This window comes from Yoonia sp. SWMV100, assembly GCF_056108365.1.
The window spans coordinates 519,316-532,156 of record NZ_JBWBAQ010000002.1 but is presented as its reverse complement, the minus strand read 5'-3'; the positions used below and the strand labels follow the sequence as shown (position 1 = coordinate 532,156).

The window sequence follows — 12,841 nt, the reverse complement described above, 5'->3', positions numbered from 1 at the left end:
CGGTGTCCGCGCGGTGTCAACCCGGCTTGTACGCAGGCCCGTCACAGCCCATATATAAGAAAGCCAAGAATGGAGAACCCCATGCAGACCAAGAACAAGATTTTTGACGACCTGAGCCAGCTGATGACCAACGCCATGGGCGTGGCACAAGGCGCAAAAGACGAAGCCGGAAATGCAATGTCGTCGATGATGGACCGCTGGCTGGCCGACCGTGATCTGGTCACACGCGAAGAATTCGACGCCGTGCGGGCCATGGCGCAAAAGGCCCGCGAAGAAAACGAATCCCTGTCCGCACGGATCGCAGCGCTTGAGGCGAAGTCGGCCTAAACAAGCGTTTATTGCGCAGCGTGGTCTGCGGGTCCTGCGTTTTTGGATATCCATGACGCAGGGAAACCGCCGTGAGGTTTGGGTAATTTATCGCATAAAATGCGTTGATACCCACCCAGCGCGGAACTCGCGGTGGCTTCGATTTTTCAAAGCGACCGTGATATGTGGATGCGTGTGTTGCATTCTACCCAACCGATAATCGACCGGTGCGGTCCGCGCATGAGGTAGCACGATCTGTTGCCAGACCTCGCCGAGCGGCTTCAAAATCAAATTGAGGTCGCTTTTCATTGCGGCGTTTGGTCAATGCCATTCGGGCAGGCGCGCTACCCGTTCCGGGTTTTTCCTAAAAATGTCAGAGATTGGGTCCATTGTTTCGCTCAAAACAACCGGGCTTGTGAATTTTGCGATGATGGCCGCGTGTATACACGAAGCGGGTAGCGAGCCTACTCCTTAACAGGCAGGCGGGCATAACAATTGGAAGCAATTTGGTGTGTGTGCAGAAAATTCACCATATTCATTCTGAAATGGCTACAATCGTGCGTGAAAAGACGCTGGGGCAAGCCCGCTTGAGGCTGTTAGCCGTGAAGCAGACGATGCCTATCCCGCCTTACGCAGGCTGATCCCATATCGCAATTTGGGGGTTGGAGCGCTAGCAAATCCAATTGTTCGCAGAGATATCTTCCTGTCAGGTAAGCACCACGCATTCGATCGTGATTTCGCGCAGCTCGCCCGTTAGGGTCGCCGACGGTGATGCGTTCGGTACGCGTCGATGACGACGCGCGCAGGTATTACTTTGGCAGTCGCCAAAAGGCGAAACGCCAGCGTCGGCACCGCTGAAAAATCGTCTGATTTAGATGCAAACATTGATATACGTCAATGTTTCATGCGTGCGCCGAACTACAGTTCTCCGAAGGGAAATTGGAGAATGACATGAAAATTATCACACATTTTGCAACCGTTAGTACACTTGCTCTTGTCGCCACATTGGGCGTGGCCAGCATGGAGCAAAGCGGCTTTGTATCGGTTGCTTGGGCGCAAGACGACCACGCAGGCGACGATGGTCACGAAAGTGAGGGTGGGCAAGGACAAGGGTCGCAAGGTGCAGGTGGTCAAGGACAAGGTGGCCAAGGTGAGGGCGCGCATGGGGCGCAATCGGGGCAAGGTAATCAGGGCGGCGACGGCGCCGGGCAGGGCGGCCCTGACGACGATTCCGATTCGAACGGTCCGCAGGCGGGGTCACCCCGTGACAATGACAACCAAGGCGGAAAGCCTGCATGGGCACAGGAAGGTATTCCCGAGGTCGAGCTTGGCCGTCTGAGTGTTGCGCGGTCGCCTGATCAGGTTTTGGACCGCGCCCTTGCTGAAGCCGGCGCAACCTTAACGCCCGAGATGGTGTCGTTTTATAACCAATCCATGGATGAGATCATTTACGATCTTTCAATGAACTGGGACACCATTTCGATCTACGACTCGCCGCTACAGAACCTCGCGTTGTTCAAAGATATCCTTGAGGACGGTCAGACCACGTTGAGCGGCGTGAATGACAGTGACTACAGCAAATTGCTGGCCGTTTTTCTGGGGGTGGCATCGGACAAGACGCTTGTGATCACCGAAGACACTGCGGTCGCAATCTTGACGATCCTTGGCGAGGGTCTTCCGACCCACATTCTCGTTGATCCTGCAACGTTGGCGGCTGACGCCGAAGCGGTACGTGTTGCCGTTCTGGCGGGGCACGGTTGATCACAAGGGCAAATGCACTGCCTCGCCCCGATGGCGGGGCCGTGTTTCGACACCGCAATTATCATTGCACCAAATATCTTTCTGACAGGGACGTTCTGCCCGATCAATGTACGCGGCTTGGACAGGCGCAGTTTAGCAGCCCTGTCTGGTCGCGTGGGGCGGGACGTACCCACGTTCAAATTATACGGGGACAGACATGAATAAGACGACCAAACTGGGGTTGACCGCACTACAGATCGTTGCGGCGGCCGGACTAGCGAATATGGCGGCAGCGCAGGGCAGCCAAAGCGGTTTCCAGACCCGCGTTGCCAGCGTCACCTACGGACCTTACTTAAGAACCGAATTAGGATATGGCCGCACGTCTTTGACTGGAGGATACTGGCAGCCGCCGGGCTATGACGCCGACCCCGAAGTGCAGTTCGATTTGTCGGGCGACGACGTGTCGTCGGGGGTGGTCGCTTTTGGCTTCGATTGGCAAAACGGGTTTCGGGCGGACGTCGGTCTGGTTGCAACGGGCACAAGTGACCTCAGCGGCCTTTGCAGCAGCGCATCAAACGGCACGTCTTGCGATAGTCATGCAGATATCGGGTCCGCATCGGTCAGTACGACAGGGTTGATGGCACATGTGTTCTATGCACCCCTAGAGGAGCGCGGTTCAAATTCGCCGTTGCAACCTTTTGTTTCTGCCGGATTGGGTGTCGCGCGCAACACGGTCGGGGACTGGACGCGCGTGAACCCAACCGCAACACAGGCATCGCGCACATTTTCTGGCGATAAAACTTCATCTCTTGCGTGGTCGGCGGGCGCGGGCCTGTCTTATCAGGTGACCAAACCGGGAGAGTGGCCCGTTATTGTCGAAGCCTCGGTGCGCTACTATGATTTTGGATCGGCCTCGGGAGGCGCGGTGCCCTTAGCGGGTAGCGGAACATCCGAGCCCGTAACGCCCCTGACGTTCGATTTCGAACAGACCGTGATCGCCGTCGGTATCAGGATACCCCTGAAACGGTATTGATCTGGACGGTGGTTTCTGCCGGGCATGGTCATTGCCCGGCAAAGTCTTGGCCACATCCCAAGTTGGGACAGGTGTGTTGCCTTAAAATTCGCTCAGGTATGCAACCAGAATATCCAACGCGGCCTGCAGGTCGGACTTTGCGACCATTTCAGTGACGGTATGGATATAACGGGTGCCCACCACGATCCCGACAGCGCGTGCGCCTGCGGCGGCTTGTTGTGCGGCGGCCCCGTCTTGGCCACCTGCCGCCAACATGGTCCGCTGGTACGGGATGCCCTTTTTGATCGCGAGCGCTTCGATTTCGGCGACCAACGCCCGGTCGGCAATAAAAGAGCTGTCGCGCACGTGCAGGCCGAACCCTTTGCCTTGCTGGGTTGTGGCGTCTTTTTCGGGGATGCCGGGGGTGTCGCAGGCCAATGTTGTGTCAATGCCCAAGCCGATGTCAGGTTTGATCGCATAGGCGGCCGTACGCGCACCGCGCAAACCGACCTCTTCCTGACAAGTGAAGGCAACGTGGATTTCTGCGTTGCGACCTTTGTCACCCAGTTGCCGGATGGTTTCGATGCCAAGCCAGCAGGCCACGCGATTGTCCAGCGCTTTGGACACGAATTTATCGCCGATTTCGAGGAATGGTTCGTCCATCACCACGAAATCGCCGACTTTGACAACATCGCGGGCCTTTGCGCCCATGCCCAGATCAACGAAAAATTCGCCGACTTCGGGGATTTTCTTGCGGTCTTCAGGGCTGGAGATATGGATCGGCTTGCCGCCTGGGTTCATCACGCCCTTGTAGTCACCGTTATCGGTGCACACCAACACGCGCCGTGAAAACAGGTTGCGCGGGTCAAAGCCGCCAACAGGCTGTAGATACAGATAGCCGTCTTTGTCGATGTGGCTGACCAGAAATCCAATTTCATCCATATGACACAGCAGCATGATCTTCAGCGGATCAGGGCCTGTTGCATTGCGTTTACACAAAATCGACCCCATCGGATCGACCGAAATTTCGTCAAACAGGCCGTCAATTTCAGACGAGATCAGGTCGCGGACCCGGTGTTCGTTACCGGGGACACCGGGCATTTCGCAAAGACGTTTGAGTAGGTCGGTGTTCATAAGGTTGCTCCTGTTTTGGCGGCAGATTGATCGCCATGATCAGGATTTGCAACCAGCTTTGCCTGTCGCGGATCGCGACAATGATCGCCGTGATCTGCCATTTTGTTACGGGCCTAAAGGTGACTTGGGTCAAATTGGCCTGCACTGGCACGCGACGCTGAATCGAGGGATTTTGATGCCGGGGTGACGCTGCTTTTTTTGAACCCGATAGCGTTCGCTGCCGCTCTTTCGCTTGGTCCAAGGTCAAGTTTGTCCATCATTTGACCTTGTGGGCCGACGATGTATTTTCCGTCGCTTGTTGTCGCGATGCCGTCGGGGATGCGGTGCGGCGATTGTGCCAGCAGCGCCTTTGTTCCCGGCGAAGGTGGCGGCGGTGCATTGGCCGCCGCGGGCGCAAGGAAATGCGCATGCCCTGCGCTGCTGACGGGGATGTTAATGGCGACATGCTGACCGACGTCGGGAATATTGCCGTGGATTTCGTTGAATGCCCTGAGAAAAATTTTGAGCGTGGCTGTCTTTGCGGCATCGTTCTGACTTGCGACAGCTGCGGTCAGTGCTACCCGGCTTTGCCTGGCAAATGCCACGGACGCCTGCGCCTTGGCCAAATAGTCGCTTTTGTGCGCCATGATGCTACCCAGGCCGACGGCTTCCGGTGCTGCAGGCCCTATCGCACTTAGACGTGCTGCAATTTGTCCGAATTTATCCGTGCTCATCGCGATGCGGTCCAATGTGGCTTGAATAAGCCTGTCAGTCCACCGCGTCAGATCGCCTTGGGTTTCGGTGCCGTTTAAAAAGTTTCTGGTGCTTTCCCGAATATCGCGAAACGACATCCGGTGTGGCAGCGCCAGATCGTTGTCCCCCAACGCGAGCCCTGTTAAATCCTGTCCTCTGCTCAGGGACGCCACCACCTTGGCGAGAAAATACGCGCCGGCGGAAAAATTGGGCCGGTCGTAGGGGCCTGCGGTTTCAATTTGGGGGTAAAGCCCCTGCAGCGCCACAATCAGGTCCGACATGTTTGCATACGTGTGAACAAGCGGCGAACCGTCGCTTTGGGTGTCTGCCGCCATGGTCCGCACGCCGTTGATCCACCCGCGCGCAAGATTGTGGGGCTGCAACATTATTTCTTCGATCAGGTCGCGTGTCGCCATACCATGGAAGCTGTCGAATTTACGCGCATCGCCTTGGATTTTGATCTGTCTTTGGACGGTTGGTGCGCTGTTTGCCTGTTGTTGCAGTACGCAAAGGCGACCGACGACCGGGCTTTGGTTTGCTGCCCTGTTGAATTGGCTTTGGTTTGTGTTGTTCTGCGCACTTTGCTTTTGCCGTTTCGGATCAAATATCGCGGTTTGACGCATGGCGGGTGCACCTTTGTTTCAGGCAGTGTTTAGCCGGGTGGTGTTGATAATTTGTAAAAGTGGGCGCGGCTGTGGTCGGTGCAGTGACGCACACAAAGTACTTAGGATGCAAATCTATCCACAAGAAATCGGCGCAAGTCCCGAGTTATCCCCGAAAAATTGCTTTACAGAAAGTGAATCCACTGCAACGATATGTGGTAGGGGATAAAGGTGAACAACACCCTCCCTAGAGCAGGCACCTAGCGCTTGGGCACTGCCATGACCCCTGCGCCAAACAGTGAGGCCGAGCCTATGGCATTGTCAGAGCATTATCTTGACGCGGACGAAATTCACCCCATCGATCTGGTGGAACATATTGCAGAACATCACGATTGGGAATTTGACCGGATACACGATGATCAGATCGCTATGGTCGTCGAAGGCCAGTGGCGCAGCTATTGTGTGACCTTGGCATGGTCCGCCTATGACGAAACCCTGCGCCTGATTTGCACCTATGAAATGGAGCCTCCGGTTGACCGTCGCCCGGCGCTGTATGAGGCGCTGAACACCATTAACGACCGTTGCTGGGCGGGGTCATTCACGTGGTGGGACGAACAAAAACTGATGGTCTATCGTTATGGTTTGCTGTTGGCCGGGGATCAGATGGCAAGCCCGGATCAGATCGATGCGATGATCAATGCGGCCGTGGCTGCATGTGAACAATACTACCCTGCCATTCAGCTGGTCACATGGGCGGGCCGCACACCTGCGGATGCGGTGCAAGTTGCCATTGGCGGGGCCTACGGCCGGGCCTGAAAAATATAGTGCAAAGAGGGTTTTAACCAAGGCCGTCTTTGCGTAGCCTTGTACCATCAGTTTTAGAAGGTGCATATAAATGGATATGAATGATGTTGCGAAGCGCGGCCTTGTTCTTGTGGGTTGCGGCAAGATGGGTTCGGCGATGCTGGCGGGGTGGCTGCGCAATGGATTGCCGGCCACGTCAGTTTGGGTGATCGACCCGCATCCGTCGGAATGGCTGAAGTTACAGGGCGTCCATATTGGCGCCGACCTGCCCGAAGACCCCGCGATTATGCTGGTCGCGGTAAAGCCGCAGATGATGGCGGCAGCCTTGCCGAATGTAAAAGCGCTGGGCAACGGGACCACGCTGGTGATTTCGGTTGCGGCGGGTACCCCGATCCGCACATTCGAGGCGTTGCTGGGGGATCAGACCCCGATTGTGCGCGCGATGCCAAATACCCCCGCAGCGATTGGCCGTGGTATTACGGCGCTGGTTGGAAACGCCAAAACCTCGGCTTCCGATATGGATTTGGCAGAAGGGTTGCTGTGGTCGATTGGCACAACGGTCCGTCTGGACAGCGAAGATCAAATGGATGCGGTCACGGCCGTATCGGGTTCGGGCCCAGCCTATGTGTTTCATCTGATTGAAGCCTTGGCTGCCGCAGGTGTGGCCGAAGGGTTGCCCGCTGAAATGGCGATGGAGCTGGCAAAGGCCACCGTCGGCGGTGCTGGCGAATTGGCCGAGACAGCGGACGAAGACCCGACACAGTTGCGCATCAATGTCACGTCGCCCAATGGCACCACCCAAGCCGCGCTAGAGGTGTTGATGGACAAGGAAAACGGTTTCCCGGCGCTGCTGGGCCGTGCTGTGGCGGCCGCTGCCAAGCGCGCGCGCGAGCTGGCGAATGAGTGATATCAGCTTTGATGATTTTCTAAAAGTTGACGTGCGTGTCGGCACAATATTGCGTGCCGAACCATACCCAGAGGCGCGCAAGCCTGCGATCAAATTGTGGATCGATTTTGGCGATGAGATTGGCGAAAAAAAGACGTCAGCCCAGATCACGACACATTACGCGCCTGAACGCCTGATCGGCAAACAGGTGCTGGCGGTGGTGAATTTTCCACCCCGCCAGATCGGTAAATTCATGTCCGAAGTCCTCGTTCTGGGCATGCCGGATGACAATGGTGAGGTTGTTTTGGTCGGTCCCGATCAGACGGTCCCCGTGGGAGGAAGACTACATTGAAAAAACTCTTGATGACGCGGGCGTTTCCGGACGCGAATGTCGCGGCTGCGCGTGAACGTTATGATGTGACCGTGCGTGATACGGCGGTCGGTTTGACTGTGGCCGAGGCAGCCGAAGCGCTGGCCAGCTATGATGCGATCATGACCACGCTGGGCGACGGGTTTATCGCCGAAGCTTTTGCGGGCGATATGCGTTGCGGCGTGCTGGCTAATTTTGGCGTCGGCTATAACCACATTGACGCGGATGCCGCCAAAGCGGCGGGCGTTGTCGTGTCAAACACCCCTGATGTGGTGACAGATGCCACCGCTGACATTGGCATGACGTTGATCCTGTCGGCCTGCCGTCGTGCGGGCGAAGGTGAACGCCTTGTCCGCGCCGACAAATGGCATGGTTGGGGGCCGACGCATATGTTGGGTACGCATGTTACCGGAAAACGTGTGGGCATTGTCGGCATGGGCCGAATCGGGCAGGCCGTAGCCCGCCGCTGCCACTATGGTTTTGAGATGCCTGTGATCTATTTCAACCGCTCGCAAAAAGAGGTCGATGTTCCTGCGCGGCAGGTTGAGACGTTGGATGCCCTGATGTCGCAGGCGGATATCGTGGTGGTGACCGTGCCCGGCGGCGGCAGCAATACCAACCTGATTAATGCTGCTGCTTTGGCGGCGATGAAACCCACGGGGATTTTCGTGAACATTGCCCGTGGTGATGTCGTCGACGAAGACGCGCTGATTGCGGCGCTGCAGTCCGGGCAGATTGCGGGTGCGGGTCTTGATGTATTCGTGAAAGAGCCCGTTGTGCCAGACGCGTTTCGCGCGATGGAAAATGTGGTGCTGCTGCCCCATCTTGGGACTGCCGCGCTTGAGGTGCGCGAACAAATGGGCCAGATGGCGCTTGAGAATATCATCGCCTGGGACGAAGGCCGCCCGCTGCCGCAGGCTGTTTAACTAGTCTTTTTTGACGCGGTCTGCCTTTTTGCGCACAAGTGCGCTGCGCAGATCGTGCATCGCAAGCAATAACCCTTCGGTGACCTGATCAAGGTCATCGTCGCTGGCTTTGGATTGCACCCACTGCGCTGTCATATTCATATGATCAATGGCGCGGTGGATGTCATCGATTTGCCGCTGTGCCAGCATTTTCATGCGGTCATCAAGCCAGTTTTGAATGGCTGTGCTGTCTTTGCCCGTCAGTTCATAGCTTCCGTGGGCTTTAAAGTCGCCCCGGTTGGTGTTGATGATCGCAATCTGCTCCATCTCGATCCGGCGCTGCCGGTTCTCGGTATCAATCCGAAAGGCAACAGCACCGTTTTCACGCACGCGAAAGAAGTATTCGGGCAGTTCGTTCATTTCAGGCCTTTGCAGAATGTCTGAATGCGTGCGCACGCCTCTTTGAGCGCGGAATCGGCGGTCGCATAGCTGACCCGAAAATTTGGCGAGAGGCCAAAGGCGGCGCCGAAAACAACGGCGACACCCGTTTCTTCGAGAAGGGCTGTGGCAAAGGTTTCGTCGTTGTCGATCAGCGCCCCTGCGGCGGATGTTTTGCCGATGCAGCCTGCGATCGACGGATAGACATAGAATGCGCCTTCGGGTTTGGGGCAGACAATGCCGGGGGCCTCATTCAGCATCGCAACCACCAGATCACGGCGGCGCACGAACATCTCGTTGTTCGGGGCAAGGAAATCCTGGGTGCCGTTTAGTGCCTCGAGTGCTGCGTACTGGCTGACGGAACAGGGGTTTGATGTGGACTGCGACTGAACCTTGCCCATCGCCTTGATCAGCGGCACCGGCCCTGCCGCATACCCAATCCGCCAGCCGGTCATGGCATAGGCCTTCGAGACGCCGTTGACGGTCAGGGTGCGATCATACAGCTTTGGTTCAACCTGCGCGGGGGTGCAGAATTTGAAATCGTCGTACGCCAGATGTTCGTACATATCGTCGGTCATCACCCACACATGGGGATGACGCAGCAAAACATCAGTCAGTTCCTTGAGTTCATCCCACGCATATCCAGCCCCGGTGGGGTTGGAAGGCGAGTTGAACAAAAACCATTTGGTTTTTGGGGTAATCGCCGCCTCTAGCTGGGCCGCGGTGATTTTGAAGTTGCTTTCAAGCGAGGCGGCGACCGTGACAGGTGTGCCACCCGCAAGCAGCACCATATCGGGGTAGCTGACCCAATAAGGGGCCGGGATGATCACCTCGTCACCGGGGTTCAGGGTGGCAACAAAGGCGTTATACAGCACCTGTTTGCCGCCAGTGCCAACGGTGACTTGGGAAGACGTGTATGTCAGGTCATTTTCGCGCGCGAATTTATCGCAGATCGCTTGCTTCAGCTCGGGGATGCCATCAACTGCGGTGTATTTGGTTTTACCGGCGTGAATCGCCGCAATCGCCGCGTCTTTGATGTTTTGCGGGGTGTCAAAATCGGGCTCCCCGGCACCAAGGCCGATGACGTCCCGCCCTGCGGCCTTTAGTTCCGCCGCTTTGGTGGTCACAGCGATCGTCGGAGAGGGTTTCACGCGTGCAAGTGTCGCAGAAAGGAAAGTCATATTGGTCATCCGGTGGTAAATTTTGCCTATGCATGTCATAGGATGAGTTAATCCAAGAGTACAATCAATAAGGAACGCGCACATGACCGAGACACAGACCGGATGGTATGATGAATCTGCGGCAACCTTTGGTGACCGTCTGGCTGGCGCACGCGAAGCGGCAGGTCTGGATACGAAAACCTTGGCCGACCGGATCGGTGTGAAATCATCGGTCATTACAGCGTGGGAAAATGATGTTCGCGAACCACGCGCCAATCGGTTGCAAATGCTGTCGGGCATCTTGGGCGTATCGCTGAGTTGGCTCATGATGGGCGAAGGGGATGGTCCCGAAGGCCCAGACGAGGCCGGTGCTTTGTCAGGAGATATGCTTGATCTTTTGGCGGAAATGCGGCTTTTGCGGACACAGATCACCCAATCCGGAAAAAAGTTGGGCCAGTTGGAAAAACGCCTGCGGCTTGCCATGAAAGATGCACAATGACCGAAACCCGCGAAAATATGATCAAACGGATGCAGATGCGGTCGATGCGACGCGGAATCAAAGAAATGGACCTGATTTTGTCCGCCTATGCAGGCAAGCATTTAGCGACAATGTCGGATGATGCGCTGCGGCTATATGATGGTTTGCTTGCGGAAAATGACCACGATATTTATGGCTGGGTGGGGGGACAGTTTGCTGTGCCTGACCAATATGCCAGCCTGATCGCGCAGATCGCCGCCGGGGCGCATGGGGTCACCAAGCCCGGATAGCGCCAATATTCGATCAATTTTATCGTTTAACTGAATGTTTTTTATTTCACTTTAGCAGGGTTTTTACGCTGAAGACGGAGTAAGAAATGAGCATTCACAAAGGTATCGATGCGCCGGCAACGACTGGCCACGCGGCGGCGCGTAGCGCCAGTTTTATGGCGACTTACCTTGACGCCCTGACGTTGGTTGAACGGCTGCATCGGCTGTTGCTGGATGTCATCAAAGACGAATTTGAACGCGTCGGTATTTTAGAGATCAACGCCGTGCAAGCGTTGCTGCTGTTCAATGTCGGTGATCACGAGGTCACCGCCGGCGAACTTAAAACGCGGGGGTATTATCAGGGATCGAACGTATCGTATAACCTGAAAAAACTGGTCGATCTGGGCTATATGCACCACGAACGCAGTGAGATTGACCGCCGCTCTGTCCGCGTCCGCCTGTCGGAAAAAGGGCGCAATGTGCGGCAGATCGTCACCAAACTTTTCTTAGGGCACGCGGATGGTCTGGTGGATCGCGGTGTGCTTGACCACGACGGGTTGGAACATATCACGGCATCATTGCGCCGCGTGGAACGGTATTGGACAGAACAAATTCGCTATATCTACTGATCCGTTAGTGCGCAGGAATGTCAGCCGCCCCCATCACCATGCTTTCGAGTTCGCGCAGCAATTTGCGTTCCATTGCTTGCGCATAATCCGCGAATCCTGTGGCTGTTTCGACAAAGGCACCGGGGCCACGTACCACGTAGGATTTATAATATGTCGTGAGTTCCACATCTGTGGTCCCGTCGATGACCAACCCGTTAACAACAACGCCCGGCGGTAAAAAATGCGGGGCGATATCTTGGGGGCGGGGTCCGGTGTTCGCGCGCCCATCCCCCGACAGATCCAGCGTGCGTTTCCAGCAGGTCGGCTGCTGGTCGAGCAGGACAAATCCTGCGAGCATCGCTGACCCGATTGCGGTTGTGGGGGCCGCGGGTTGACGTTGATGTGCCTGTAGTTGCGCAACGGCTGCGTGCAGGGCGGCAGGGTCGGACAGTGCGGTCCACGGCAGAATCACCGACTGGTCCTCTGGTCCGCTCCATTCATAGATCGCGACGGTGATCGGTGCGCCTGGATGCATGAACAACACATCCTGCACGGCCTCGCTTTGCAGTGCAGCCGCGACGCCGTCCAACTGCTGGCGATATTCAACAGTGTCCACCGACCCTGATACATCAAGTCCTAGGGCAAGAGCCTGCCGACAGGCGGCATCGGCCATGTGTGGCAAGCACATCAGAAAAATGACCGCGCGGATCATCCCGGCTGGTCCACAGCAAGGGTGCCGCCAATGACTTGGACCGCGACTTCGCGGATGAGTTTGCGTCGCATCGCAGTTTCATAGTCGGCGAATCCATTGGCCGTTTCCACAAAAGCACCCGGCCCACGGATCACCTGATCACGATAGAACTGTAGGGGGCTGATTCCATCTTCGCCGCCAAAGTCTTGCACGACAAGCCCGTTGACGGTCACACCCTGAAACGGAAAGGCGCGGTAGGCATCCTGCGGGCCGAAACCTTCGTTGTTGATCCCGTCACCAGCAATGTCGATCTTATGAAACAGGCAGTGCGGCATGTCGGTCAGGCGCACGGCGGCATGCCCCAACGCGTACCCCATCGCAGTGGGAAAATCATCGTGGCGACGGGTGCTTTGTAAAACTGTCGCTGCGACACGTTGCAAATCGTCGGCGGAATTGACCAACGTCCACGGCACCAGATCGTCCTGATTGTATCGCCCGCTCCATTCAAACACAAAAAGCGCGACGGGTTCGGGGCTTGCGAAAAATGCGGCTTGGACGTCGGGAGCGATCAGTGCGCGCGCCAAACCTGTGCGCTGCAACCGATCCTCTGCCGCGTCGACCGACGACGATACATCCACCGCCAGCACCAGCGCAAGGCGACAGGCATTTGCCGGGCTTGCAAACATGCAAAGCCCGGCGATAACGG

The 12,841-nt window shown here is 56.6% G+C and carries 16 protein-coding genes; 10 read left to right on the top strand and 6 right to left on the bottom strand.

What is annotated here, in order from left to right:
* Positions 1-81: 81 nt before the first annotated feature.
* From ACXJGX_RS02745 to ACXJGX_RS02735, 3 genes are all read left to right on the top strand, one after another.
* Complete coding sequence (locus ACXJGX_RS02745; RefSeq protein ID WP_474778600.1) at positions 82-327, top strand: accessory factor UbiK family protein; 246 nt, start codon at positions 82-84, stop codon at positions 325-327.
* A gap of 930 nt (positions 328-1,257) precedes the next feature.
* On the top strand, positions 1,258-2,067 hold the full coding sequence (locus ACXJGX_RS02740) for a hypothetical protein (RefSeq protein WP_474778599.1): 810 nt from the start codon (positions 1,258-1,260) through the stop codon (positions 2,065-2,067).
* Between the two features lie 196 nt (positions 2,068-2,263).
* A complete protein-coding gene (locus ACXJGX_RS02735; protein WP_474778598.1) occupies positions 2,264-3,079 on the top strand; it encodes an outer membrane protein in 816 nt (271 codons plus the stop codon).
* Between the two features lie 81 nt (positions 3,080-3,160).
* Here the strand turns inward: ACXJGX_RS02735 and ACXJGX_RS02730 are convergent, their stop codons facing one another.
* Complete coding sequence (locus tag ACXJGX_RS02730; RefSeq protein WP_474778597.1) at positions 3,161-4,192, bottom strand: M42 family metallopeptidase; 1,032 nt, start codon at positions 4,190-4,192, stop codon at positions 3,161-3,163.
* 113 nt (positions 4,193-4,305) lie between these two features.
* Positions 4,306-5,547 carry a hypothetical protein gene (locus tag ACXJGX_RS02725; protein ID WP_474778596.1) on the bottom strand — a complete coding sequence of 414 codons (1,242 nt, stop codon included), beginning with the start codon at positions 5,545-5,547 and terminating at the stop codon, positions 4,306-4,308.
* A gap of 291 nt (positions 5,548-5,838) precedes the next feature.
* Here ACXJGX_RS02725 and ACXJGX_RS02720 point away from each other — a divergent pair, with 291 nt between their 5' ends.
* The 4 genes from ACXJGX_RS02720 (at position 5,839) to ACXJGX_RS02705 (ending at position 8,512) form a co-directional block, all read left to right on the top strand.
* Positions 5,839-6,342, top strand: a complete 504-nt coding sequence (locus ACXJGX_RS02720; protein ID WP_474779174.1) for a type III secretion system chaperone family protein — start codon at positions 5,839-5,841, stop codon at positions 6,340-6,342.
* A 79-nt stretch (positions 6,343-6,421) separates the two neighbouring features.
* Positions 6,422-7,237, top strand: coding sequence for a pyrroline-5-carboxylate reductase (proC, locus tag ACXJGX_RS02715; RefSeq protein WP_474778595.1), 816 nt, complete (start codon positions 6,422-6,424; stop codon positions 7,235-7,237).
* Positions 7,230-7,568: a tRNA-binding protein gene (locus ACXJGX_RS02710; RefSeq protein ID WP_474778594.1), complete on the top strand. Its 339-nt coding sequence runs from the start codon at positions 7,230-7,232 to the stop codon at positions 7,566-7,568. Before proC ends, ACXJGX_RS02710 begins: the two co-directional genes overlap by 8 nt.
* Complete coding sequence (locus ACXJGX_RS02705) at positions 7,565-8,512, top strand: 2-hydroxyacid dehydrogenase (RefSeq protein WP_474778593.1); 948 nt, start codon at positions 7,565-7,567, stop codon at positions 8,510-8,512. Before ACXJGX_RS02710 ends, ACXJGX_RS02705 begins: the two co-directional genes overlap by 4 nt.
* On the opposite strand, the gene ACXJGX_RS02700 is transcribed toward ACXJGX_RS02705, so the two are convergent.
* Together ACXJGX_RS02700 and ACXJGX_RS02695 are read right to left on the bottom strand one after the other, a co-directional pair.
* Positions 8,513-8,911 (bottom strand): hypothetical protein, encoded by a 399-nt coding sequence (locus ACXJGX_RS02700; RefSeq protein ID WP_474778592.1) that lies wholly within the window; start codon positions 8,909-8,911, stop codon positions 8,513-8,515.
* Positions 8,908-10,110 (bottom strand): pyridoxal phosphate-dependent aminotransferase, encoded by a 1,203-nt coding sequence (locus tag ACXJGX_RS02695; RefSeq protein WP_474778591.1) that lies wholly within the window; start codon positions 10,108-10,110, stop codon positions 8,908-8,910. Before ACXJGX_RS02695 ends, ACXJGX_RS02700 begins: the two co-directional genes overlap by 4 nt.
* 82 nt (positions 10,111-10,192) lie before the next feature.
* On the opposite strand from ACXJGX_RS02695, the gene ACXJGX_RS02690 reads away from it, so the two are divergent.
* The 3 genes from ACXJGX_RS02690 (at position 10,193) to ACXJGX_RS02680 (ending at position 11,465) form a co-directional block, all read left to right on the top strand.
* Positions 10,193-10,588 carry a helix-turn-helix domain-containing protein gene (locus tag ACXJGX_RS02690; RefSeq protein WP_474778590.1) on the top strand — a complete coding sequence of 132 codons (396 nt, stop codon included), beginning with the start codon at positions 10,193-10,195 and terminating at the stop codon, positions 10,586-10,588.
* Positions 10,585-10,857, top strand: a complete 273-nt coding sequence (locus ACXJGX_RS02685) for a succinate dehydrogenase assembly factor 2 (RefSeq protein ID WP_474778589.1) — start codon at positions 10,585-10,587, stop codon at positions 10,855-10,857. Before ACXJGX_RS02690 ends, ACXJGX_RS02685 begins: the two co-directional genes overlap by 4 nt.
* An 86-nt stretch (positions 10,858-10,943) precedes the next feature.
* Complete coding sequence (locus ACXJGX_RS02680; protein ID WP_474778588.1) at positions 10,944-11,465, top strand: MarR family winged helix-turn-helix transcriptional regulator; 522 nt, start codon at positions 10,944-10,946, stop codon at positions 11,463-11,465.
* 4 nt (positions 11,466-11,469) lie between these two features.
* Here ACXJGX_RS02680 and ACXJGX_RS02675 read toward each other — a convergent pair whose 3' ends face one another.
* Both ACXJGX_RS02675 and ACXJGX_RS02670 read right to left on the bottom strand, forming a co-directional pair.
* Positions 11,470-12,156, bottom strand: a complete 687-nt coding sequence (locus ACXJGX_RS02675) for a DUF1194 domain-containing protein (protein WP_474778587.1) — start codon at positions 12,154-12,156, stop codon at positions 11,470-11,472.
* Positions 12,153-12,821, bottom strand: a complete 669-nt coding sequence (locus ACXJGX_RS02670) for a DUF1194 domain-containing protein (protein ID WP_474779172.1) — start codon at positions 12,819-12,821, stop codon at positions 12,153-12,155. The genes ACXJGX_RS02675 and ACXJGX_RS02670 overlap by 4 nt, the downstream gene beginning before the upstream one ends.
* Between the last annotated feature and the right edge of the window lie 20 nt (positions 12,822-12,841).

What these genes read in the sequence shown, in the direction of transcription:
- ACXJGX_RS02745 (WP_474778600.1), top strand. Translation starts at nt 82, where the DNA reads ATGCAGACCAAGAACAAGATTTTTGACGACCTGAGCCAGCTGATGACC.
- ACXJGX_RS02740 (WP_474778599.1), top strand. Translation starts at nt 1,258, where the DNA reads ATGAAAATTATCACACATTTTGCAACCGTTAGTACACTTGCTCTTGTC.
- ACXJGX_RS02735 (WP_474778598.1), top strand. Translation starts at nt 2,264, where the DNA reads ATGAATAAGACGACCAAACTGGGGTTGACCGCACTACAGATCGTTGCG.
- ACXJGX_RS02730 (WP_474778597.1), bottom strand. Translation starts at nt 4,192, where the DNA reads ATGAACACCGACCTACTCAAACGTCTTTGCGAAATGCCCGGTGTCCCC.
- ACXJGX_RS02725 (WP_474778596.1), bottom strand. Translation starts at nt 5,547, where the DNA reads ATGCGTCAAACCGCGATATTTGATCCGAAACGGCAAAAGCAAAGTGCG.
- ACXJGX_RS02720 (WP_474779174.1), top strand. Translation starts at nt 5,839, where the DNA reads ATGGCATTGTCAGAGCATTATCTTGACGCGGACGAAATTCACCCCATC.
- proC (WP_474778595.1), top strand. Translation starts at nt 6,422, where the DNA reads ATGGATATGAATGATGTTGCGAAGCGCGGCCTTGTTCTTGTGGGTTGC.
- ACXJGX_RS02710 (WP_474778594.1), top strand. Translation starts at nt 7,230, where the DNA reads ATGAGTGATATCAGCTTTGATGATTTTCTAAAAGTTGACGTGCGTGTC.
- ACXJGX_RS02700 (WP_474778592.1), bottom strand. Translation starts at nt 8,911, where the DNA reads ATGAACGAACTGCCCGAATACTTCTTTCGCGTGCGTGAAAACGGTGCT.
- ACXJGX_RS02695 (WP_474778591.1), bottom strand. Translation starts at nt 10,110, where the DNA reads ATGACTTTCCTTTCTGCGACACTTGCACGCGTGAAACCCTCTCCGACG.
- ACXJGX_RS02690 (WP_474778590.1), top strand. Translation starts at nt 10,193, where the DNA reads ATGACCGAGACACAGACCGGATGGTATGATGAATCTGCGGCAACCTTT.
- ACXJGX_RS02685 (WP_474778589.1), top strand. Translation starts at nt 10,585, where the DNA reads ATGACCGAAACCCGCGAAAATATGATCAAACGGATGCAGATGCGGTCG.
- ACXJGX_RS02680 (WP_474778588.1), top strand. Translation starts at nt 10,944, where the DNA reads ATGAGCATTCACAAAGGTATCGATGCGCCGGCAACGACTGGCCACGCG.
- ACXJGX_RS02675 (WP_474778587.1), bottom strand. Translation starts at nt 12,156, where the DNA reads ATGATCCGCGCGGTCATTTTTCTGATGTGCTTGCCACACATGGCCGAT.
- ACXJGX_RS02670 (WP_474779172.1), bottom strand. Translation starts at nt 12,821, where the DNA reads ATGTTTGCAAGCCCGGCAAATGCCTGTCGCCTTGCGCTGGTGCTGGCG.